A 24736-nucleotide genomic window follows, 5' to 3' on the forward strand; every position below is an offset into this window, starting at 1 on the left:
TTAGATTACTTTAGCTTCATTATGTAATAACTCAATCAACTCAACAATATTACCAGCATCAACTAGTTTTACTGGTCCTTTAGCGGCTGGTTTTTCAAACTTAATATCTTGTGTTGGTGAAGGAGCATCGACAGGATCAATTACATTTAGAACCTTTTTACGAGACATCATGATACCGCGCATGTTTGGTATGCGTAAATCACTTTCTTCTACCAAACCTTTTTGGCCACCAATGACTAGGGGTAGTGAAGTTTCAATAGTTTCTTTTCCTCCGTCAATTTCTCTAGTTGCTTTAGCTGAACTACCGTCTACTTCTAATGAAATGCAAGTATTGACAAAGTTCATATCTAATAAAGTCGCTAAGATACCTGGTACCATGCCACCGTTATAATCAATAGATTCTCTTCCAGCAATAACTAAATCATATCCACCATTCTTTACAACTTCAGCAAGTTGTCTCGCTACAAAAAAACCATCTTTAGGTTCAGCGTTAATTCGAATGGCTTCATCAGCTCCAATCGCTAGCGCTTTTCTAATTGTAGGTTCAGTTTGAGCACCACCAACAGTGGCTACATGAACTACTGCTTGCTGTTTTTCTTTAAACCACATCGCTCTGGTTAATCCAAATTCGTCATTTGGGTTAATAACGAATTGAACACCATTGGTGTCAAATTGCGTATCGCCTTCAGTAAAGTTAATTTTTGAAGTCGTGTCAGGGACATTACTAATACAAACTAAAATCTTCATTTGTTGTTTTAATTTTGGAGCGTAAAGATAGCTATAAATTCTCAAATTTACTATGCATGCATAGTAAAATTTTGTTCTTTTTTTGATTTTTTAGCTGTAATGATTCCTTTATTATTTGCTATTTTTGCTTGCGTTTTAAATTTCAAAACCCAATTACACTTCAATAGAATATGAAGACACTACAATTTAGACAGGCTATATGTGAGGCAATGTCAGAAGAGATGAGAACTGATGATTCCATTTATTTAATGGGTGAGGAAGTAGCTGAGTACAATGGTGCTTATAAGGCATCAAAAGGCATGTTAGATGAGTTTGGTGCTGAACGTGTTATTGACACCCCAATTTCTGAGCTTGGTTTTGCTGGAGTTGGCGTTGGATCGGCCATGTTAGGTAATAGACCAATTATAGAGTTTATGACTTTTAACTTTGCCTTGGTTGGTATTGATCAAATTATCAATAATGCCGCCAAAATTAGACAAATGTCTGGCGGGCAGTTACCATGTCCAATAGTATTTAGAGGCCCAACGGCTTCTGCAGGTCAACTGGCAGCAACACATTCGCAGGCTTTTGAAAGCTGGTATGCTAATTGCCCTGGTTTAAAAGTAGTAGTGCCTTCAAACCCAGCTGATGCAAAGGGCTTATTAAAGGCCTCTATACGTGATAATGACCCAGTAATTTTTATGGAATCTGAACAAATGTATGGTGATAAAGGAGATGTGCCTGAGGGTGATTATACCATCCCTTTAGGTGTTGCCGATATTAAACGTGAAGGAAAAGATGTAACTATTGTTTCTTTTGGGAAGATTATTAAAGAAGCCTATAAAGCTGCTGATGAATTGGAAAAAGAAGGGATTAGTTGTGAAATAATCGATTTAAGAACTGTTAGACCAATGGATATTGATTCTATTGTTAATTCAGTTAAAAAGACAAATAGATTGGTAATCTTAGAAGAAGCATGGCCTTTTGGTAATGTTTCTACCGAAATTATTTATCATGTTCAAGACAAAGCATTTGATTATTTGGATGCTCCAGTGGTAAAAATAAATACGGCAGATACTCCTGCACCTTATTCACCAGTTCTTTTAGCTGAATGGTTGCCTAATAGTAGCGATGTCGTAAAGGGCGTTAAGAAAGTGTTATATAAGGACTAAATAGCAAATTGTAAGTTATATTAGCCTTGTCGATTAAAATCGGCAAGGCTTTTTTTTAAGGAATAGTTTTTGATAGAAAATTACTTTTAAAATCAAATTGACCACATTGAATTGAAAACTTTTAAGATTTTCATTTTAATACGACATATCAAAACATGAAGAAGTTCCTATTAACCCTTTTTCTTTTAGTAGTTGTTATTGTTCATTCGCAATCAAAAGTGAGTGGTATTATTCTTGATGAATATGATGCCCCAGTAGCTTTTGCGAATATTGTTTTTAAGAATTCATCAGAAGGAACAATTACCAATGATAATGGGCGATTTTACCTAGAGACTGATAGTACTTATGATACTTTAATAGTCTCTTTTATAGGGTATGATACTCAAGAGATTGTACTGGATAAAAAAGTAAATTATGATATGAAAATTATCATGGTTGAATCTACGGAACAATTAGATGAGGTTATTGTTTACACCGGTAAGCAATCTAAGAAGAATAATCCAGCGATAGACATTCTTAAAAAAATATGGGCTAAAAAAAGGGAAAACGGCGTTCGAAAGTTTAAAAGCTATGACTACGATAAGTATGAGAAAATTGAGTTTGATTTAAATACTATCGATAGTGCTTTAATAAAAAGTAAGGTTTTTAAAGGGATGGAATTTGTTTTTAATGATTTGGATACTTCTAGAATAACTGGTAAAACTTATCTCCCAATCTTTTTAAATGAAGTTTCTTCAAAAATTTATGGTAATAATGAATTTGAACTGGAGAAAGAAGAGGTTCTGGGAAATAAAAACTCGGGTTTTGGTGGCAATCAAGCTATTACTGCTTTTGTTGAAGATTTATACACTGATTATGATATATATAACAACTATTTAAAATTCTTTGATAAGAGTTTTACAAGTCCTTTATCAAAAACAGGAGTTGATACCTATAATTACGTTTTATCAGATAGTACTTATATTGATAACAAATGGTGTTACAATATCATTTACTATCCACGTAGAAAAAATGAACTTACCTTTAAAGGAGATTTTTGGGTCAATGACACCACTTTTGCCATTAAAAAAATCAATATGGAGGTTACCAAAAGTGCCAACATTAATTGGGTAAAAGAGATTTATATTGAACAAGATTTTGATGTGGTAAGTGATTCTGTATTCTTACTCAAGCGGGATTATATGTTAAGTGATTTTGCCTTCTCTAAAAAAGAGAAATCAAAAGGTGTATATGGTAAACGAACTACGGTTTATGACAATTATAATTTTAACGTAAAGCATCCAGAATCTTTCTATAAATCAGTCTCCGACCCATATGACACCCATGTTTTTCAACGCGATAGTATCTTTTGGAAGAACGCCCGTTTAGAAAGTTTAAATGAAGATGAAGCTGGGATTTTCAAGTTGTTAGATACTTTAAAAACAGTTCCAAAGTTTAATACTTTTTATAACGTAGCCAGTATTTTGGCCTCGGGTTATGTTGAAATTGACAAGTGGAATCTTGATATTGGAGACCTGTACAGCACATTTGGTTTTAATGATGCCGAAGGAATAAGAGTGAGAGCTGGCGCAAGAACATTTTTTAGTCAGAATGATCGATGGAGAATTGAAGCTTACACGGCATACGGCTTTACCGACAAAAAGTTCAAACATGGACTTTCTGGCAAGTTTATGTTAGACAGAAAGAGTAGGCTGATTTTATCTGGTGGCCATAGGCGGGATGTTGAGCAACTTGGAATAAGCCTAACGAGCACGAATGATGTGCTTGGCAGAAGTATAGCATCGTCAGCGCTAGTCTCCGTGGGTAATAACAATAGGTTGACCAGTATTAATTTAGGGGTTATTAATCTTGAAATGGAGCCTGTAAAAAACTTCAGATTCTCTTTAGGTAGTTCTTTCAGAACTTTAAGCTCAGCCCTACCAGAAGACTTTAGTTTAGATTACATAGATGAAGATTCACCTACCGGTATATCTTCAGAAATAAAGCAATTTGATATTAATACCACCATAATTTACACACCAGGTAAAAAAACTATTGGATATGGTGTGGAACGGTATGATGTTAATGAGAATTACAGTACGCTTTTATTGAATTACACCGTTGGGTTGAGTGAGTTTTTAGAAAGTGATTTTGATTATCAAAGATTACAGTTTTCATATACGCAGCCATGGCAATTAGGAGGTTTTGGCCGTTTGACTAGTACAGTGGAGTTAGGTAAAACTTTCGGTGAAGTTCCATTGGGTCTATTGAGTGTGGTACCTGGTAATCAAACTTTGTTTTCACTGTATAACACTTTTCCAAACCTCGACTTTTATGAGTTTGTAACTGATACCTATGCTACTTTGCATTTAGAACATAATTTTAATGGGCGTCTTTTCTCGAGAATTCCTTTTTTGAGAAAACTCAATCTTCGTGAAATAGTAGGATTACGAGGTGCCTGGGGTACAATTTCTGATGAGAATATTGCTTTGAGTGCACCCACAAACATTCCGTTGTTAGCACCAAGTGATGAAGTCTACTGGGAGTATTCACTAGGAATAGGGAATATTTTTAAAATCTTTAGAATTGATTTTAATTTTAGAGGAAATTATTTAGAAAATCCCGATGCTCGAGCATTTGGCGTGACCGGAACATTCGGATTTAATTTTTAGTTAATATATCGTGAGCAATTAAGGGGTATTTTAGCCGTTTATACCCAATTAAGAACTATAAATAGTTGTAATGTCAAAGAAAAAAGAAGAAGTAACTTTTGATGTTTTAATAGAGATACCAAAAGGAAGTAGAAATAAATATGAATACGATTTTACCTTAAATAAAATTCGTTTTGATAGAACATTGTTTTCATCAATGATGTATCCTGGTGACTATGGTTTTGTTCCAGAAACTTTGGCGTTAGACCATGATCCACTTGATGTTTTGGTAATGACCACAGAACCGACATATCCAATGGTAGTGATGGAGGTAAAACCAATCGGGGTTTTTCATATGACCGATGAAAAAGGCCCAGATGAAAAAATTATCTGTGTACCTGTAAATGATCCAGTTTGGAATAAAAAGGATGATATAAATGATATAAACCCTCATCGTATTAAAGAGATTGAGCATTTTTTTAAAGTCTATAAAGATTTAGAAGAAAAAAAGGTCGATACTGGTGGTTGGGGCGATGCCAAAGAGGCAATTGAAATTTATCATGAGTGCGTAAAACGCTACGATGAAAGTGAGCATAAACTAAAGCGCACATTTATGATTTAATCAATTCTTTGTATTTGATTTTAAGCATTCCGCAATTTTCGGGATGCTTTTTTTATTAGTGGCTATTTTACTACATTTGCTGGCATTAAAAATTTCTTAAAAAACTCATAATTAACTAACAACTATGGAATTAATCGTAAAGTTTTTACCTGCCTTCGGAGTTTTGGCCCTATTGTACGTTTTTATTAAAAGCGGATGGGTGTCAAAGCAAGAAATTGGTGACGCTAAAATGGCAAGAATCGCCAAAAATATTGCTGATGGTGCAATGTCTTTCTTAAAAGCCGAATACAAGATATTGAGCATCTTCGTTGTTGCTGTGGCAATTCTATTATTCTTTAAAGGAACAAGTGAAGAAGGGTCTAATGGAATGGTCGCTGTATCATTTATTGTGGGTGCTATTTGTTCAGCTTTAGCTGGCTTCATCGGAATGAAAGTTGCAACTAAAGCGAATGTTCGAACAACCAATGCTGCTAGAACTTCACTAGGTAAAGCATTAGAAGTTGCTTTTGCGGGTGGTGCTGTAATGGGTCTTGGTGTTGTAGGTCTTGGTGTTTTAGGCCTTAGCGGACTTTTTATGATATATAGTGGACAAGGTTGGGAGCTTGGTGAAGTATTGAATGTACTATCTGGTTTCTCTCTTGGAGCATCTTCAATTGCATTATTTGCTCGTGTTGGTGGTGGTATTTATACCAAAGCTGCTGATGTTGGTGCTGACCTAGTTGGTAAAGTAGAAGCTGGTATTCCTGAAGATCACCCTTTGAACCCTGCAACAATTGCAGATAACGTTGGTGACAACGTAGGTGATGTTGCTGGTATGGGAGCTGACCTTTTTGAATCTTATGTTGGGTCTATAATAGGTACTATGGTTCTTGGCGCTGCGTTTGTTGGAATGGACGTATTTAAAGCTGATGGTTTTGATGGTTTAAGTGCAGTTTACCTTCCATTGGTGCTTGCTGCTATAGGAATCATTATGTCCATAATAGGTACCTTTTTTGTAAAAGTTAAAGATGGTGGTAACCCACAAACCGCTTTAAATATTGGTGAATTTGGGTCTGCTTTCTTAATGTTAATTGCTTCTTATTTTATCATCACAAACATGTTACCAGAAAGCTGGACATTCGGTGGTGAAACATACGGAGCAATGGGTGTTTTCTGGGCAGTACTTGCTGGTTTAGTTGCTGGTCTTGCCGTAGGTAAAGTAACAGAATATTATACAGGTACAGGTACAAAACCAGTAACTTCAATTGTACGTCAGTCTGAAACAGGAGCTGCAACAAACATTATTGCTGGTTTAGGCGTAGGTATGATGTCTACTATGTTTCCTATTATTCTAATTGCTGCTGCAATTTTAGTTTCTCATCATTTTGCTGGTCTTTATGGTATTGCAATTGCTGCGGTGGGAATGTTAGCAAACACTGGTATCCAACTAGCCGTTGATGCTTACGGGCCTATTTCTGATAATGCTGGTGGTATTGCTGAAATGGCAGAATTAGAACCAGAAGTAAGAGAACGTACTGATAAATTAGATGCTGTTGGTAATACTACAGCTGCGATTGGTAAAGGTTTTGCAATTGCTTCAGCAGCCTTAACGGCGTTAGCATTATTTGCTGCTTTCATGCAAACTGCCAATGTTACTGCTATTGATGTTTCAAAACCAACTGTTATGGCTGGTTTGCTAGTAGGAGGTATGTTACCATTCGTTTTCTCTGCCCTTTCTATGAACGCGGTTGGTAGAGCTGCAATGGCAATGATTGAAGAAGTTCGTCGTCAATTTAGAGATATTCCTGAATTAAAGGCTGCGTTGGAAGTTATGAGAGATGTTGATTCAGATATGTCTAGAGCTACACCAGAACAAAGAGCAACTTTTGATGCTGCTGATGGTTTAGCGGAATATGATAAGTGTGTTGATATTTCAACCAAAGCTTCTATTAAAGAAATGGTATTACCAGGTTTATTAGCAATCGCTGTGCCTGTAGCTGTTGGATTTATTGGTGGTGCAGAAATGTTAGGTGGTCTATTGGCAGGTGTTACTACTTGTGGTGTATTAATGGCAATCTTTCAGTCTAACGCTGGTGGTGCGTGGGATAATGCAAAGAAAACTATCGAAAGTGACGGTAAAAAAGGTTCTGATGCCCACAAAGCCGCTGTTGTTGGTGATACTGTAGGTGATCCATTTAAAGATACTTCAGGTCCTTCGTTAAACATCTTATTGAAATTAATGTCGGTTGTAGCTTTAGTAATTGCACCAAGTATCGCAATTAGCGCAGATAGCATGATGGCTTATAATCAAGAAAAAGTTGCTACAGAGGTTGTTGAAAAACAAATGGAACAACAAATTCGTGTTGAAATGAGCAATGTTGAAGATGGTTCTTTCAAAGCTGTTGTTACTTCAACTGCTACTTCTAATGGAGAAGTGGTAACAGAAACAGTAAAAGAATTTACTGGAGCTACTAAAGAAGAGGTAAAAACTCAAGTAGAGGCTTATAATAAGTCTATTACGATAGAATAAGTTTGGCTAGACCTTCCGATTAATCGGAAGGTCTCCAACCAACCAAAACCTGCAAAGTTAGCTTTGCAGGTTTTTTTTTTACTGCAACTTAAAAGTTATCGGAATACTAAACGGGACTTTGACAGCTTGATCTCTTTGTTTTCCAGGCTTCATTTTTGGAAGTTTTGAAATGATTCTTGCTGCTTCACTTTCTAAAATTTGATGAGGACCTCGCATCTTTAACCCTCCAATAGTACCATCTTTTTGAACAGTGAATTGTAAGTAAACTTTTCCCTGTAAACCCATATCAATGGCATTTTCTGGGTACTTGAAGTTTTTACGAATGTGTTTTTGCATTTGTTCTTGAAAACAAGCCCTTTTATTATCCGAGCTTTCACAGCCAGGGAAAACTGGAACTTCTTCAATGGTAACCCAAGTAACCTCAGGTATGGTTTCGACTTCTTCAAAAGCAATTTGATCAACTGTAGGAACTTCAGTTGTATAATCAGGTTCAACGGCAGTTATAATAGTTTCAATAATTGTGGGGTCATCAGCCACAATTTCAATAACCTCTGGTACTTGAATTTTTGGCGGTGGCGGTGGTGTAATTAATAGGTGTGGTGGAATTTCAGGTTCCAGCTCGTCAGGTAATATTAAATCGGGACCATACATTCCTATTTCTTTATCAAATGTCTTCCATTCTAAAGCGGTATAAACAAGCCCAAGAATTAAGGCCATGCCAATTGCCAAGTATAGGCCACTTTGTTTTTCTAATTTAAGATGTTCTTTCTTTTTAGCTTCCATCGTATTAATTTTTGTAGTTATACAATGAAAGTAGCGTATCGCTAATGCTTTAAAAAACTAGAATGAGGGAATAGACGTTTTGAATGAGGGAATATATTTTAAAAACAACAAATCTTGAAACCAGGATGATGTTTATTCATTAGTTGGTTTAAAACAACCCGTGAATTTCAGCATCAATCTTGTTGATTACTTCACCTAAATCTTCAGGATTATCTACAAAGTTTAAATCGTCAACATCAATTACTAGTAGTTTTCCTTTTTCATAAGTATTTACCCAAGCCTCGTAACGTTCGTTCAAACGACTTAAATAATCAATTGAAATACTGTTTTCATACTCACGTCCACGTTTATGTATTTGATCAACCAAATTAGGAATCGAGCTACGTAAATAAATTAGCAGATCTGGTGGTTGTACCAAGCTTTCCATCAGTTCAAATAGACTCTTGTAATTCTCAAAATCTCTATTGGTCATCAGACCCATTGCATGAAGGTTAGGCGCAAAAATATGAGCGTCCTCATAAATGGTTCGATCTTGTATTACCTTTTTACCACCTTCTCTGATATTTAGAATTTGTCGGTAACGACTATTTAAAAAGTAAATCTGTAGGTTAAAGCTCCAACGCTCCATTTGTGTATAAAAGTCGTCGAGATATGGATTGTCAACAACATCTTCAAAATGGGCCTCCCATTTGTAATGTTTTGACAATAAAGTGGTTAAGGTTGTTTTTCCTGCTCCAATATTTCCGGCAACTGCAATGTGCATGGTTTGGTGTTTTTGGCTATTTAGTTTAAAAACGGGGGTCTGCAATATACGAAGTATATCCAGTTACAAGAAAAATATATGTTGAAATACATCAAGGTTTTATTTTGATTTGAAAATTTTAATTTCGATATCAAATATGTATTTTTGCCTTTCAATAATGAGGACGGATTTGACTGATTGCAACCTCTTTAAAAAATGCTAAAAAGCAGTGTAAACTTCTTTAAGCCTTTCCGTCAAATCTTCTTATAATATGATAGTTAATGGCTTATTTATTTACATCGGAGTCTGTAAGTGAAGGACATCCAGATAAAGTTTCAGACCAAATTAGTGATGCGCTTTTAGATAATTTTTTGGCTTTTGATCCAGAAAGTAAGGTCGCCTGTGAAACGCTTGTTACAACAGGTCAAGTAGTGCTAGCTGGTGAGGTCAAGAGTAATACGTATTTAGATTTACAAACCATAGCGCGTGAGGTGATTAATAAGATCGGGTATACCAAAGGAGAATACCAGTTTAGTGGAGATTCATGTGGTGTTATTTCTTTAATACATGAACAGTCACAAGATATTAACCAAGGGGTTGATAGAGCTACAAAAGAGGAACAAGGTGCAGGTGATCAAGGAATGATGTTTGGTTACGCAACTAAAGAGACAGAAAACTATATGCCTTTGGCACTAGATATCTCTCATAAAATTCTTCAGGTTTTAGCAGATTTACGCAAAGCTTCATCTGAAATTCCATACCTAAGACCAGATGCGAAAGCTCAGGTAACTATCGAGTATTCTGATGATAATGTACCACAAAGGATTGATACTATTGTTGTCTCAACACAACATGATGATTTTGATAATGATGAAAAAATGCTTAAGAAAATCAAAACTGATATTATTTCTATTTTGATTCCTCAAGTGGTGGAGCAATTCCCAACTCATGTTCAAGAACTTTTTGATGATAAAATTCAATATCATATTAACCCTACGGGAAAGTTTGTTATCGGGGGCCCGCATGGTGATACTGGATTAACAGGAAGAAAGATTATAGTGGATACCTATGGTGGAAAAGGTGCTCATGGAGGAGGAGCTTTTAGTGGTAAAGACCCAAGTAAAGTAGACCGAAGTGCTGCCTATGCAGCTCGACATGCTGCTAAAAATTTAATAGCTGCTGGAGTAGCTCATGAAATATTGGTTCAAGTTAGTTATGCCATTGGGGTTGTAGAACCCACTTCGATTTTCGTTGATACTTATGGCACAGCACAAGTAGATTTAACGGATGGTCAAATTGCAGAAAAAGTAGCTCAACTTTTTGATATGCGTCCCTTTGCTATTGAAGAAAGACTAAAACTGCGAAATCCTATTTATTTGGAAACTGCTGCTTATGGTCATATGGGTAAAAATCCTGAAATCGTCACTAAGGTTTTTGAATCACCATATAACGGTAGAATCGAAAAAGAGGTTGAGCTTTTTACATGGGAAAAATTAGACAAGGTGAGCGAAGTAAAAGCTAGTTTCGGTATTTAGAATTTAAAGTTGGCTATATTGTTCTTCTGATTCCACAAATTAAAAACGGATAATAAATATAAAAAGGAGGGCTTTATAATGCCCTCTTTTTTATTTGGGTTGCCTCATATTCCTTTGTAGCTTTATGAAATCAAATCAATCATTATGAAGTTCATATTTAAACCTGTCATTTTAGTCTTGTTAGCGCTATTTATTGTCTCGTGCAAGAAAACCACCAAAGAAGGCGTGGTAGAAATTGAGGAGAATTATGTTGCCAATAACTATGACAAGCAAGAGGTTGATATTGAAATGCGAGATGGTGCAACACTTCATACGACCATATACTCCCCTAAAGACGCCTCAAAAGAATATCCAATTCTTATGCAGCGTACGCCATATAGTTCTAGGCCATATGGAGAAATGCAATATAGAAGACAAATAGGTCCGAATGTTAACCTGATGAAAGAAGGTAATATTATCGTCTATCAAGATGTTCGTGGCCGATGGTTAAGTGAAGGGCATTACGAGAATATGCGTGCCTATATCCCTAATAAAACAGATAGTACTCAAGTAGATGAGAGCACTGATACTTATGATACCATTGATTGGTTAATAAACAATATAGAAGGTAATAATGGCAATGTTGGCGTATGGGGAATTTCATATCCAGGTATGTATGCTACCTATGCAACAATAGATGCACATCCAGCTTTAAAAGCCTCTTCACCTCAGGCATGTATTGGTGATTTCTTTTTTGATGATTTTCATCATAATGGTGCTTACTTATTAAGTTATTTTAGGGCGACCTCTTTATTTGGAACGCCTAGACCTAATGGCGACCAACCTATTGACACAGCTTGGTATACTTTACCTGAATTAAAAACCGAAGATCAATACCAATTTTTTCTAGATAAAGGACCACTGAAAAACTTGAACTCTTATTTTGAATACGGCTTAAAGGACCAACCATCGTTGGCACCAAATGAATTGACAGATGATTATTTCTGGAATGAGTTGAAAGAACATCCGAATTATGATGAATTATGGCAAAGTAAAGGATTGATTCAACACTTAGATAAATCAAAATCACATGTCGCCACCATGATTGTTGGCGGTTGGTTTGATGCTGAAGATTTGTATGGTCCTTTAGAAACGTATAAGAATATTGAAAAGAATGGAGAGGGTTATAATACGATGGTTTTTGGACCTTGGGATCACGGGCGTTGGGCAAGAAGAAGCGAACGTAATTTAGTAGGTAACTATTATTTTGGTGATTCTATTTCCACTTTTTTTCAAGATAATATTGAAACGAAGTTTTTTAATCATTTCTTAAAAGGAAAAGGGGATGCAAATAGTGGATTACCTGAGGCGTATGTGTTTGACTCTGGAAGAAAAGAATGGAAAGAATATGATTCATGGCCACCAAAAGGGGTGGAAAAACTAGCAATGTTTTTATCTGAAAATCAAGTATTATCTGCAGAGCAACAAGCCAGCACAGGTATTCAATTTGTTAGTAATGTCAAAAAGCCGGTGCCTTATTCTGAAGATATAAAATCGGTATTTACACCAAGAAAATACATGACCGATGATCAGCGTTTTGCTGCACGCCGTTCTGATGTATTGGTTTTTGAGACTGATGTTTTAGAAGATGATTTAACCCTAGCTGGTGATATTTTGGCAAAACTTAAGGTTGCTACTACAGGTGACGCAGCTGATTGGATTGTTAAGGTTATTGATGTTCATCCTACAGATACAGAAACCAATGAAGAAATGCAAGATCATTTGAAAATGAGTAACTATCATTTAATGGTTCGGAGTGAGGTTTTAAGAGGTCGTTTTAGAAATAGTTTTTCTAAGCCTGAACCATTTACACCCAATAAAAAGACTGATGTAAATATCAAATTACAAGATGTATTTCATACGTTTAAAAAAGGGCATCGACTTCAAGTTCAAGTGCAGAGCACTTGGTTTCCGCTTATTGATTTAAATCCTCAAACTTATGTTGAGAATATTTTTAAAGCGGATGAGGAAGATTTTAAAACACAGACCCATACGGTGTTTACTGATTCTAGTTTAGAATTTTCAATATTGAGATAAAACAAGAATGTCAATTTATCAGAAACTAACCGCAATCGGTAATAGGTTTGAAAGCAAGCATAAACTATTTAAATATGGTTTTAATCTTTCACCAATGTATCGAAGAAGTACTGGAAAGATTATTAAGGTAAGTAAAGACTTGTCTTTTATAAAAGTCAAGCTTTCTATTTCATATAAGAATAAAAATTATGTGAATTCAATTTTTGGTGGAAGCATGTTTTCGGCGGTTGATCCTATACCAATGGTACAACTAATTAATTTATTGGATAAAAATTATGTGGTTTGGGATAAATCTGCCCAAATAAATTTTAAAAGACCTGCCAAAGAAGACTTGTATGCGGAATTCAGTTTTACTCCCGAAGAGGTAAATCAAATTAAGGAAGATGTTGTAGAAAAAAATGAAATTGAATTGGTAAAAACTACCTTCTTAAAGAACAAAGAGGGCTCTAAAGTATTTTGTGAAGTACATAAAACTATTTACGTTGCCGATAAGGAGTTTTACAAAGAGAAAAGAAAAAAATCTAAAAAAAGCTAAACCAATTTCTGCATCTGCTTTTTTACATCACCATTGTTATATAAGTCTTTTGCCATGACTTCATAAAGGCTTGTAAATCGTTCACTTTTTGATAAATCACCAAAAATAGCCTTTTGTTGAATAAAAGTAAGCGGGGCTATTTGAGCAGAATTTTGCAATGCTACCTTTTGGCTATCAATTACTTCTAATGGCTTGTTGTTCAGGTCGGTTTGTTTGTCAGAATAATAACACCATGCCGCAATCACTAAAGTACTTAGAGCAATATTTCCATCATTGTCTAAGTTTTCCTTAATCGTCGGAATCAAAAACTTAGGAAGTTTTGCTGCGCTCTCCGAGCAAATTCGGCTTACACTATCTTTAATATTTGGGTTGGCAAAACGATCTAGTAAACTCTGTTTGTAGGCATCTAAATCAATACCTTTTACAGCATCTAACACTGGGGTCGCCTCTTGGTCCATAAATTGCTTGAGAAATGTATTAAAAAGGGGGTCATCAATACATTCATTAATGGTTTGATAGCCATGTAAGGCTCCTAGAATACCTAAGACAGAATGCCCTGCATTAAGCAAGCGGAGCTTCATTTTTTCATAAGGTTTTACATCAGGTACAAACTGTACTCCAACCTGTTCTAGTGCCGGTCGACCATTGGAAAATTTATCTTCAATAACCCATTGTATAAAGGGCTCGCAAGTAACCGGCCAATCATCTATTAAATCATGATTTTTAGCTAGAAAAGAAATGTCTTCGGCATTAGTTACAGGTGTTATTCGGTCTACCATACTGTTCGGAAATCTCACTTCTTTTTCAATCCAATCAGCTAACTCAGGATTTAACTTTTGGGTAAACGCTAATAACATCTTTTTAGTTACATCTCCATTATGTTCAATATTGTCGCATGACAAAATGGTGAAGGCTGGTAGTTTATTATCTCTTCTTTTTTTCAAGGCTGCTGCCAAAAACCCATAAACTGATTTCGGATTTTTAGGATGTTTTAATTCTTCTTGAATAATGGAATTTTCAAAATCGAATTCGCCTGTAGAAGGATTGAAATTATAGCCGCCTTCAGTTATAGTTAATGAAACAATTTTGGTGTCTTCATGGGCCAATTTATCAATAACGGATTGAGGGTCTTCAATTGCGAATTTGTAGTCAACAATAGCACCTATTATATGAGGTTCAATCGTTCCATTAGGGTGCTTTATCAATAATGAATATAGCTGGTCTTGTTTTTTTAGGATAGTACTGATATTGCGGTCTTCTTCTCGCAAACCAATACCGCAAAGACCCCAGTCATATTGGTTGGTTTTTGTTGCTAGTTCTTGTAAATAGTAAGCTTGATGTGCTCTATGAAAACCACCAACACCAATATGAACCATACCCGTTTTGAGCATACTTCTATTAAAGGATGGCTTTGAAATCTGGTTATCTATTGAAGCTAGGTTTTGTTGATTTAAGTGCTGCATGTTTTACTTTTTTGATTTTCCACGCTGTAGATTCCAGTAGGCTGTAATAAAGTAAACTACGGTGCAAATAAATGCATAAGTGTAAAAGGTTTCTCGGTTTTCGATGTAGCTAATTTCAGTAGGGCTACCAAACAAAACATTAACAGCTAAGGCCAATGTAATCCCTAAAGAGATTATGGCGATAACCTTCAGTAGTTTCGAAAGAATTGAAACATCGCGTTTCTTTTCTGGTTCTTGACTAGCCTTAAGTTCTTGAAATTTTTCAATTTGCTCCTTTTGAAGGCTATCTTTTTTGATTTCTTCCAGATATGCTTCTTTCGCTCCATATCTAGAAGCTAAAACTGTATAAATAAGTATGGTGAAAATCCAAGTTGGGATAAAGAGATAAAAGAAAGACATTACATTAAATGCATTCAAACCAAAACCAAAAACAAGACCTACTGCCCAGGAAGCAACTGCTGGAAAGCTAAAGGAAAGTTGTTTATATGAAGACCAGTATCTTGTAAAGCCAATTCTTGGAAAAATTTGATGTTCAGCAAAAACTATCGCTCCCACTGGTACAACTAATAGTCCAGCATAGGTGAGAAGGGGTAGTATTTGAGAAAAAACAAAAGGAAAACATGCAATTACCATAGTTACTAGACCAACGATAAGTGTTGTTTTTTTTCTAGAATTATTCACAAAAATAGCCTGAGCAGCTAATCCAGCTCTATAGAGATTAGTGATTGCTGTGGTCCATCCGGCAACAATTACAATAACAAAACCGGACCAGCCTAAGGCGTAATAGGCTACATCACCAGGATCAAGAGCTACAATTGATTTTCCTAAAATTACTGCTGCCCCAGCCCCCATAATTCCTGCTGCTATCCAAGCAACATAATGGCCAAACATCATTCCTGTGCTAGTAGCTAAGCCATAGCTTTTCTTTTTGGCAAAGCGTAAAAGAGCCATATCAATAAGGCCAAAATGTGTTATAGTATTTGCAGCCCATGCGAAACCAATTACTTCTATTAAACCAATACCGGGCTCACCATTACTATCAAGTCCAGTCCAAATTGACTGATTACCTAAGTTTATAAAGTCATTCCAGCCGCTAGGTAAAGTTTTATCGAGAACATCTATTGATAAAGCCGGTAGTAATACCATGGCACCACTTGTAAACATAACAAATAACCAGGGTGCACAAACTCCAGAAAAGTCTGAGACTGCATTAAAGCCGTAAATAGCAATAGAAACTACAACAATACCTACGGCTAAAACAATAAATACAAACCAAAGGTTAGTCGGATACCAATCTAGCTGGGCCGGAATATTAAAGGCAAACCTCACTGCGGTTGACGATACTGTAATCATTGCAGCAGAAATCACAGAAAAAATGATGACGTTGGCCCAATTGTAGAGCTTAGTCATGGAGTCGCCTGCTATTTTGTTTAGGTATGTATAAAGACTTAGCCTCGTGTCAACAGCTATCGGAGAGGTAATAAAGGTCCAACTAAAAACAGCTAAAATATTACCAATTAAAAGGCCTAATAAAATATCCATGGTTTTTGCACCAAGGGCGACAAAAGTCGCACCAATAACAAATTCTGTTGCTGCTACATGTTCAGCTGCATACAAGCCAGCAAAGTGCGTCCAATCATGTAATTTGTGCTTTGCAACTGGGAGTTGTTCTTCGTCTAATTGTTCTAAATTTTTAAAATCTTCAGAAGTATTCATGATCCGTTTTGTTGTTGGTTAGTAGTTAATTTCATGGTTCAAAATAGTCAGAACAATTGAGATAGCAATATTTTTAATATTTCAGATGAAAGGATATCCCACCAAATCACTAGGATTTTGTTAAATTTCTAAGTTCTATTAGGATATTAATTTTTTCCGACGTTATATTTGTACTAATAAGTTCAAACACGTATTGAATAGTTATCAAGAAAGGTGGAGGGATTAGACCCTTTGAAGCCTTAGCAACCCTTTGATCTATGCAAAGAAGGTGCTAAATTCTATCTGCATTGGCAGAATAGATAACGAAAAACTAATAGCTAGCGCTATTTTTTCTCTTTCTTATAACTTTTTGATTTTACCAGACTATCGTCGGATAGTAAGGGTTTGGCTTTTTTAATCATTTAATTAATTTTTAAAAAACAAAATCATGAGTAATCAAAAATTAGCAACTAACGCATTACATGCTGGGCATGACACAACACAAACAGGCGGAACTAGAGCGGTACCAATTTATCAGTCTACTTCTTATGTTTTTAATGATACCGATCATGCGGCGAATCTATTTTCATTAGCAGAACTTGGTTTTATTTACACTCGTTTAAATAATCCTACAAATCAAATATTACAAGAAAGGCTAGCTGCCTTAGAAGGTGGAGTTGGAGCGGTAGTATTCGCTTCTGGAACAGCAGCTATTTCCACAGGTTTATTAACACTTTTAAGAGCAGGAGATCATATTGTGGCATCAAGTAGTTTGTATGGTGGCACCTTCAATTTGCTAAGTGTTACACTACCGCGACTGGGTATTACAACTACTTTTGTTGACCCACAAGACCCAACAAATTTTGGTAAGGCTGTTCAAGAAAATACTAGGGCAATTTTTGTAGAATCCTTAGGAAATCCAAAACTGGATGTTTTAGATTTAAAAGCAATTTCTAAAGAAGCTAAAGCCGCTAAAGTTCCATTTATAGTAGATAATACTGTTGCTACGCCCGGATTATTAAATCCGATTGAACATGGTGCTAATTTGGTGATTCATTCCTTAACAAAATATATTAATGGTAATGGTACTGCATTAGGAGGAGCAATTATTGATGCTGGAACATTTGATTGGACCAATGGAAAATTCCCTGAATTTACAGAACCTTCTGCAGGATATCATGGTTTAGTATATAGTGAAGCCTTAGGTGCGGCGGCCTTTACTTTTAAGTTGATTTTGGAAGGTTTACGCGATTTTGGTGGCGCCATTAGCCCTTTTAATGCTTTTCAAATAATACAAGGTTTAGAAACTTTACCGGTCAGAATTAAACAACATAGCGAAAATGCTTTAGCATTGGCAGAATGGTTAGAAGAAAAAGAAGAAGTAGCTTGGGTGAATTATCCTGGACTTAAAAGCAGTAAATACAATGATTTAGCAAAAGAATACTTACCAAAAGGTCAGAGTGGTTTAGTAACGTTTGGTGTCAAAGGTGGATTTGATGCGGCCAAGAAACTAACAGACGCGACTAAGGTTTTCTCACTACTTGCAAACATTGGAGATACCAAATCGTTAATTATACACCCATCAAGTACAACACATCAACAACTAACTGAAGAACAGCAGAAGAGTGCTGGGGTTACCCAAGATTTGATTAGACTCTCCGTAGGTTTAGAAGATATCAATGATTTAAAAGAAGATTTAGAGCAAGCGTTTGCGGCTATTGACAAACCTGTTCTAGCTTAATATTTTACCTGTCATTTCGAGCGGTGTCGTTAACAATTTAGAAGACATTTCGACTCCGCTCAATGTCACAGTAATTTAATTATGAAACATGCTCCACAAACTTGAAATAAAGGATTTTTCTACACTAAGCGGCTACAAGCAGGACATTCAATTGTCTTTTGAATTGTTTGGTCGGCCATTACATTCAGCACCAATTGTATTGGTCAATCACGCACTAACAGGTAATTCTGGCGTAGCTGGTGAAAATGGTTGGTGGTCTGATATTATTGGGGTAGGTAAATGTATTGATACAACTACTTATACGGTTCTTGCTTTCAATATTCCGGGGAATGGGTATGATGGATTTGTCGTAGAAAATTATAAAGAATTTGTAGCGGGTGATATAGCAAGAGTTTTTTTGAATGGATTAGAACTGCTAGAAATTAACGAATTATATGCCATTATAGGTGGTTCACTAGGTGGTGGAATTGCATGGGAAATGGCCGCAATTGAACCAAGTATTACAAAAAATTTGATTCCTGTTGCATCCGATTGGAAGTCTACAGATTGGCTTATTGCAAATTGTCAAATTCAAGAGCAAATTTTAATAAACTCCAAAGAACCAGTGCATGACGCCAGAATGCACGCCATGCTTTGTTATCGTACTCCAGAATCGTTTAAAGAGCGTTTTCAACGAGGTACTAATGAAGAATTGCAAGTATTTAATGTTGAAAGTTGGCTGTTACATCATGGTAAAAAGCTCCAAGAACGATTTCAATTATCGGCTTATAAATTAATGAACCAATTATTGAAAACCATTGATATTTCAAGAAATGGGAATCAAGCTTTTGATGCAATCCAACAAAGTAATACCAACATACATATCATCGGGGTTAACTCGGACTTATTTTTTACAGCTGAGGAAAATAAGGAAACATTCAAACAATTGGCTCAAACCAATAATAACGTTACTTATGGAGAAGTAGAATCCGTACATGGTCACGATGCTTTTTTGATGGAGTTTCAACAGCTTGAAAAACTACTAAAGGGAATATTTCAGACAGAAGAAGAACAAGGTTTGAAAATTTTAAAGTTTGGAGGAAAATCCCTGAGCAATGGTGAGGGTTTAGAACGAGTACTTGAAATTATTAAACAACGTAAAAATAATAAAGAGAAAATAGCTGTAGTGCTGTCTGCTAGGCAAAAGGCTACGAATACATTAGAAGGCTTGTTGGACAAAGCTGCAAATGGCAAACTGGATTTTAAAACTTTGGAGGCTTTTGAAGATTATCAAAAATCTGTTAGTACAACCATAGATTTTACAAAAGAAATTGGCCAGTTGTCTAAACGATTAGAAGGGGTTTCACTAATCGGTGATTTTAGTTTAAAAACGAAAGATGAGGTACTTTCTATTGGAGAATTAATTTCTTGTAAATTAATTGTTTCCTTACTGAAAGAACAAGGGATTAATGCAGTACTAATTGATGCTCGTGAGCTTTTGCAGACCAATAGTGAATTTGGTAATGCCCAAATCATAGAAGGAATTTCAAAAGCAAAAGTGTTACAACGATTTTCAGAATTAAAATCGGATGAGGTTCCTATTATTACAGGTTTTATTGCTTCCAATGAAAAGGGCGAAACTACTACCTTAGGAAGAAATGGAAGTAACTATACAGCAGCTATTTTTGCAAATTATTTAGATGCGGTAGAGGTGTTAAATTACACCCATGTTGACGGAATTTTTACTGCAAATCCTGATTATGTGAATCAGGCTAAAATAATAGAAAACCTTTCCTATGCTGAGGCAAATGAATTAGCAAATTTTGGAGCAAAGATTTTACATGCAAAAACAATTATACCATTAATTGAGAAAAACATTCCGCTTCGTATTTTAAATACTTTTAATCAGAATTCTTCCGGTACTCTAATTAGTTCTAAAACCACTAAAGAGGGCATTAAATCGTTATCTGTTATTGAAGATGTGGCCTTGATTAATCTTGAAGGAAGAGGACTTTTGGGAAAAGTTGGTATTGATGCTAGGATCTTTGCAAGTTTAGGAAAGCAGCAAATTAATGTTAGTATTATATCACAAGGATCATCTGAAAGAGGTATTGGTTTAGTTGTTCTAGCTGCTGATGCGGAAGCGGCAAAGAAAGCTTTAGATGCAGAGTTTGTAATTGATTTTTTCGCTCAAGACGTCAATACGATAACCATAAAAAAAGATATTTCAGTCATTTCTATTGTGGGTCAAGATTTGAGCACTTTTCATCATCCTTATAATGCTTTAATAAAAAATGGAATTGTTCCATTATTATTTAACAATACCATTTCTGGTAAAAATATCAGTTTAGTAGTTGAAAACCAGACATTGAACAAAGCTCTCAATGTAATGCATGGGCAAATATTTGGGGTAAGTAAGAGGATTAATTTAGCAATTTTCGGACATGGTACTGTTGGTAGTACATTGATAAATCAGGTGCTACAATCCTATGAAAAAATTAAGGAACGAAAAGGTCTTGATTTAAAAATTTTCGCTGTATCTAATTCTAAGAAAGCATTATTAAATTTAAATGGAATACATGGCGATTGGAAAACTAATTTTGAAAAAGATGCGATTTCCTATGACGTCAGTGATATTATAGCATTTGCCAAGAATAATCATTTAGAAAACCTTATTGCTATAGATAATACAGCAAGCACAGATTTCGTAAATCATTATTTTGATTTAATAGCCGGCGGTTTTGATTTAGTTTCTTCAAATAAAATTGCTAATACTTTAGATTTTGATTATTATCAATTGGTGCGTGAAAACTTGGCAAAATTTCAAAAGCAATATTTATATGAAACTAATGTAGGTGCTGGTTTGCCTTTAATTGATACGATAAAATTATTACATCTTTCCGGAGAGAATATAACACGAATTAAAGGTGTCTTCTCGGGTTCTCTTAGTTATATTTTCAACACCTATTCCGAAAGCAATCAATCATTTTCACAAGTTTTAAAATCTGCAATGGAAAATGGGTATACCGAACCAGACCCAAGAGAGGATTTATCGGGTAACGATGTTGCTAGAAAATTATTGATTTTGGCCAGAGAATTAGAATTAGGGAATGAATTTTCTGATGTATCAATTGAAAGTCTAATTCCTGATGATTTAGGTGAAATTAGCCTGGAAGACTTTTTAGCGAAACCAGAAATTATTGATGAAAAGTTCAACTCAATTAAACAAAATCAAAAACCGAATCATGTTTTGCGCTACGTTGGAGATTTGCATGGTGATTTACAAAAGCAAAAAGGGATTTTAGATGTAAACTTGGTTTCAGTGCCCAAAGCAAGTGCACTTGGTCAAATTAGTGGAGCAGATTCAATAATTGAGATTTACACTGAATCTTATGGCGAAAACCCGATTGTCATTCAAGGGGCAGGGGCAGGAGCCGCGGTAACAGCCAGAGGTGTTTTTGGAGATGTATTACGAATTGCAGAGAAGTTGTAATGAATAATAGAAAATTTGAAACCGAGGCAATAAGAACTCAAACAGAAAGAACCCAATTCTTAGAGCACTCAAGCCCTTTGTATTTAACATCAAGTTTTGTATTTGAAGATGCAGAGGATATGCGGGCTTCATTTGCCGAAGAAAAACATCGAAATATATATTCTCGATACTCCAATCCAAATTCTAATGAATTTGTAGATAAGGTATGCAAAATGGAAGGTGCTGAGGCAGGTTTTGCTTTTGCATCTGGTATGGCCGCAGTTTTTTCAACCTTAGCGGCATTATTAAATAGTGGTGATCATATTTTATCTGCAGGAAATATATTTGGTTCTACACATTCACTTTTTAATAATTTTCTACCAAAATGGAAGATATCCCATAGTTATTTTCCAATAGATGATTTGGATCGTATTGAAAGTCAAATTACATCGGAAACCAAGCTTATTTACGCCGAGTCCCCCACAAATCCTGGGGTTGATATATTAGATTTAGAGGAACTGGGCAGAATTGCCAAAAAACATAACTTGTTATTGGTGATTGATAATTGTTTTGCTTCACCTTATTTACAACAACCTATTAGATTTGGAGCAGATTTAGTTATTCATTCAGGCACCAAACTAATGGATGGTCAGGGCAGGGTTTTAGCTGGAATAACTGTAGGTAGAGCAGATTTAATAGATACAATTTATCGCTTTTCAAGAATTACTGGTCCTGCACTTTCTCCTTTTAATGCCTGGGTGCTTTCCAAAAGTTTAGAAACACTTGCGATTCGCGTCGATAGGCATTGTGCTAATGCCTTGGAACTGGCGCAATTTTTAGAAGGTCATGCTCAAGTGAATTGGGTGAAATATCCCTTTTTGAAATCGCACCCAAAGTTTGAAATTGCCAAAAAGCAAATGAAAGCCGGCGGATGTGTTATAGCTTTTGAAGTTAAAGGAGGGCTGGAATCGGGTCAAAAATTCTTTAATTCGATTAAATTATTGTCTCTCTCCGCAAATTTGGGAGATTCTCGAAGTATTATCACTCATCCTGCCTCTACAACGCATAGTAAATTGACCAAAGAAGAGCGATTTGTATCGGGTATTTCGGATGGTTTGGTTCGAGTTTCAGTTGGGTTAGAGCACATTGAAGATATCATTTCAGATATAGACCAAGCACTACAATAATTTCAACTAACTTGTTGCAATTATGTTTAGTAAGCTAATAAGTTGGTTTTTTGGCGGATTGTTACTTATAGTGGGTATCCTGAACATAGTTTTTGGAAACGATGCTGATTTTGGAGTATTCCTAATGCTTTTAGCATTGTTGTATTTTCCTCCCGTGACCAACTATATCAAAAAACAATTCGGATTTCCGCTTCCTGCCTGGATAAAAATAGTTTTAGCCATTTTTTCTATTTGGGCAAATTTAGCTGTTGGAGCGATTGCTGAAGGGTTTTTGTTTTAGAGCTAACCATTAACTTTTTTCCTATCTTAGCTGTATGCTTTCTAAAAAGACAAAATACGGACTTAAAGCATTGACATTCTTGGCTTCTCAAACCGATAGAAGTCCTGTGCAAATAGCAGAAATAGCTAAAGAAAAGAATATATCTCAAAAATTTTTAGAGAGCATTTTATTGACATTGCGTCGTAATGGTTTTTTAGGTTCTAAAAAAGGTAAAGGTGGCGGTTATTATCTTATCAAAGAACCAGCAACTATTCAAATGACTGCCGTTATGAGAGTATTAGAAGGACCTATTGCTATGGTACCTTGTGTAAGTCTTAACTTTTATGAAAAATGCGCAGATTGCCCAGAAGAGGGAGAATGCTCGGTAAATAAATTGATGTTAAAAGTTCGTGATGCGAATTTAGAGGTATATAGAAACACCACACTTGAAGACTTAATCACTTAAAATTTAGTTTTTTCGATTACAAATTCACAAACAATTAGGCTTATTTTTAATAATCTACTAAAACTATAGGATTAACCAATATTTAATTCAATTTTAGTGTTTGGTAATAGAATATTCTTTTATGTTTGTAACTCCTATTAAATCTATAGGATAATAAAATTATGATTACAGATCAATTGATTTTAGGCTCACAAGAAGGAGATAAGCGTACTTATAAAAAGGACAAAAATTCTGAAAGCCCTAAAAGAAGTATAGCTAAAACAATAAGTTGGAGGGCGATCGGGACCCTAGATACTATACTTATTTCATGGATTGTTACTGGTACATTGAGTTTGGCTTTTTCTATTGGTATAATTGAATTGGTCACTAAAATGGTGCTCTATTTTTTTCATGAGCGAATATGGAATACGATTAATTGGGGTAAATAAAAAGCAATGTCAGAAGACCAATTACCAATATGGAATGCTCAGTTAAAGGGTATACCACCACAAGAAATTATAGCTTGGGCAATTCAGCACGGTATGAAGCCAGTGGTTACCACCAATTTTAGACCTTACGAGGTGGCTATTTTACATGCCGTTACCGATGTCGATGCTAATATTCCAGTAGTTTGGTGCGATACTGGTTATAATACACCACAAACCTATAAACATGCCGAGGAATTAATAGCTCGCTTAGGGTTGAACATAAAGTTATATGTGCCTAAACAGACTGCTTCACATCGTGACTCTGTTATGGGTATACCGGATATTAATGATCCAGGGCACAAACAATTTACTGAACAAGTAAAATTAGAACCATTCAAAAGAGCTATGGATGAACACCAACCAGACATTTGGTTTACCAACTTAAGACAGGGCCAAACTGCGCATCGAGATTCACTTGATATTTTAAGTTTAGGTAGTAATGGTATTTTAAAGGTGAGTCCTTTTTTCTATTGGACAGACACCCAATTAGACGTGTATTTGGCCGAACATAATTTACCCAATGAACATAAATATTTTGATCCCACTAAAGTACTTGAAAATAGAGAGTGCGGACTTCATACATAATATAATCAGAAAACGGATATTATACCTTCCTCAGATTAATCAACAAAAAAGAATGGTGAGGAAGGTGTAATCATAAAACAAATTGATTTGAA

At 35.5% G+C, this 24736-nt stretch carries 19 protein-coding genes and 1 riboswitch; of the genes, 14 read left to right on the forward strand and 5 right to left on the reverse strand.

Features of this window, described 5'->3' with window-relative positions; all coding sequences use genetic code 11:
* Positions 1-747, reverse strand: a complete 747-nt coding sequence (locus tag RM542_RS05630) for an electron transfer flavoprotein subunit beta/FixA family protein (protein WP_311384735.1) — start codon at positions 745-747, stop codon at positions 1-3.
* 170 nt (positions 748-917) lie between these two features.
* Here RM542_RS05630 and RM542_RS05635 point away from each other — a divergent pair, with 170 nt between their 5' ends.
* From RM542_RS05635 to RM542_RS05650, 4 genes are all read left to right on the forward strand, one after another.
* Positions 918-1898, forward strand: a complete 981-nt coding sequence (locus RM542_RS05635) for a pyruvate dehydrogenase complex E1 component subunit beta (protein ID WP_311384736.1) — start codon at positions 918-920, stop codon at positions 1896-1898.
* A gap of 155 nt (positions 1899-2053) precedes the next feature.
* Positions 2054-4549, forward strand: coding sequence for a DUF5686 family protein (locus RM542_RS05640; protein ID WP_311384737.1), 2496 nt, complete (start codon positions 2054-2056; stop codon positions 4547-4549).
* A gap of 70 nt (positions 4550-4619) precedes the next feature.
* Positions 4620-5150 carry an inorganic diphosphatase gene (locus RM542_RS05645; protein ID WP_311384738.1) on the forward strand — a complete coding sequence of 177 codons (531 nt, stop codon included), beginning with the start codon at positions 4620-4622 and terminating at the stop codon, positions 5148-5150.
* 124 nt (positions 5151-5274) lie between these two features.
* A complete protein-coding gene (locus RM542_RS05650; protein WP_311384739.1) occupies positions 5275-7659 on the forward strand; it encodes a sodium-translocating pyrophosphatase in 2385 nt (794 codons plus the stop codon).
* A gap of 78 nt (positions 7660-7737) precedes the next feature.
* On the opposite strand, the gene RM542_RS05655 is transcribed toward RM542_RS05650, so the two are convergent.
* Together RM542_RS05655 and RM542_RS05660 are read right to left on the reverse strand one after the other, a co-directional pair.
* Entirely contained in the window at positions 7738-8442 is a 705-nt protein-coding gene (locus tag RM542_RS05655) for an energy transducer TonB (protein ID WP_311384740.1), read from the reverse strand.
* Between the two features lie 148 nt (positions 8443-8590).
* The gene (locus tag RM542_RS05660; RefSeq protein ID WP_311384741.1) at positions 8591-9205 is read right to left on the reverse strand and encodes a deoxynucleoside kinase; all 615 of its coding nucleotides are present in this window, start codon (positions 9203-9205) and stop codon (positions 8591-8593) included.
* Between the two features lie 260 nt (positions 9206-9465).
* Between RM542_RS05660 and metK the strand changes: the two genes are divergently transcribed.
* The 3 genes from metK (at position 9466) to RM542_RS05675 (ending at position 13330) form a co-directional block, all read left to right on the forward strand.
* On the forward strand, positions 9466-10719 hold the full coding sequence (gene metK, locus RM542_RS05665; RefSeq protein ID WP_311384742.1) for a methionine adenosyltransferase: 1254 nt from the start codon (positions 9466-9468) through the stop codon (positions 10717-10719).
* Positions 10720-10863: 144 nt separating this feature from the next.
* Positions 10864-12795, forward strand: coding sequence for a CocE/NonD family hydrolase (locus RM542_RS05670; protein ID WP_311384743.1), 1932 nt, complete (start codon positions 10864-10866; stop codon positions 12793-12795).
* A 7-nt stretch (positions 12796-12802) separates the two neighbouring features.
* On the forward strand, positions 12803-13330 hold the full coding sequence (locus tag RM542_RS05675; RefSeq protein WP_311384744.1) for a DUF4442 domain-containing protein: 528 nt from the start codon (positions 12803-12805) through the stop codon (positions 13328-13330).
* Here RM542_RS05675 and RM542_RS05680 read toward each other — a convergent pair.
* Together RM542_RS05680 and RM542_RS05685 are read right to left on the reverse strand one after the other, a co-directional pair.
* Positions 13327-14793, reverse strand: coding sequence for a mannitol dehydrogenase family protein (locus RM542_RS05680; protein WP_311384745.1), 1467 nt, complete (start codon positions 14791-14793; stop codon positions 13327-13329). The genes RM542_RS05675 and RM542_RS05680 overlap by 4 nt on opposite strands.
* 3 nt (positions 14794-14796) lie before the next feature.
* Entirely contained in the window at positions 14797-16509 is a 1713-nt protein-coding gene (locus tag RM542_RS05685; RefSeq protein WP_311384746.1) for a hypothetical protein, read from the reverse strand.
* Between the two features lie 198 nt (positions 16510-16707).
* A riboswitch (SAM riboswitch) is annotated at positions 16708-16815 on the forward strand.
* Between the two features lie 121 nt (positions 16816-16936).
* Between RM542_RS05685 and RM542_RS05690 the strand changes: the two genes are divergently transcribed.
* The 7 genes from RM542_RS05690 (at position 16937) to RM542_RS05720 (ending at position 24644) form a co-directional block, all read left to right on the forward strand.
* Complete coding sequence (locus RM542_RS05690) at positions 16937-18229, forward strand: O-acetylhomoserine aminocarboxypropyltransferase/cysteine synthase family protein (protein WP_311384747.1); 1293 nt, start codon at positions 16937-16939, stop codon at positions 18227-18229.
* 88 nt (positions 18230-18317) lie between these two features.
* Positions 18318-21701, forward strand: a complete 3384-nt coding sequence (gene thrA / locus RM542_RS05695) for a bifunctional aspartate kinase/homoserine dehydrogenase I (protein WP_311384748.1) — start codon at positions 18318-18320, stop codon at positions 21699-21701.
* The gene (locus RM542_RS05700; RefSeq protein WP_311384749.1) at positions 21701-22867 is read left to right on the forward strand and encodes an aminotransferase class I/II-fold pyridoxal phosphate-dependent enzyme; all 1167 of its coding nucleotides are present in this window, start codon (positions 21701-21703) and stop codon (positions 22865-22867) included. The genes thrA and RM542_RS05700 overlap by 1 nt, the downstream gene beginning before the upstream one ends.
* Positions 22868-22889: 22 nt before the next feature.
* Positions 22890-23147, forward strand: coding sequence for a hypothetical protein (locus RM542_RS05705; protein ID WP_311384750.1), 258 nt, complete (start codon positions 22890-22892; stop codon positions 23145-23147).
* 34 nt (positions 23148-23181) lie between these two features.
* Positions 23182-23592: an Rrf2 family transcriptional regulator gene (locus RM542_RS05710; protein ID WP_311384751.1), complete on the forward strand. Its 411-nt coding sequence runs from the start codon at positions 23182-23184 to the stop codon at positions 23590-23592.
* A gap of 161 nt (positions 23593-23753) precedes the next feature.
* Positions 23754-24020: a DUF2061 domain-containing protein gene (locus RM542_RS05715; protein WP_311384752.1), complete on the forward strand. Its 267-nt coding sequence runs from the start codon at positions 23754-23756 to the stop codon at positions 24018-24020.
* 6 nt (positions 24021-24026) lie between these two features.
* Positions 24027-24644, forward strand: a complete 618-nt coding sequence (locus RM542_RS05720; RefSeq protein ID WP_311384753.1) for a phosphoadenosine phosphosulfate reductase family protein — start codon at positions 24027-24029, stop codon at positions 24642-24644.
* Positions 24645-24736 lie beyond the last annotated feature (92 nt).

Origin of the sequence: Croceitalea sp. P059 (assembly GCF_031846365.1) — a bacterium.
Classification (GTDB): domain Bacteria; phylum Bacteroidota; class Bacteroidia; order Flavobacteriales; family Flavobacteriaceae; genus Croceitalea; species Croceitalea vernalis.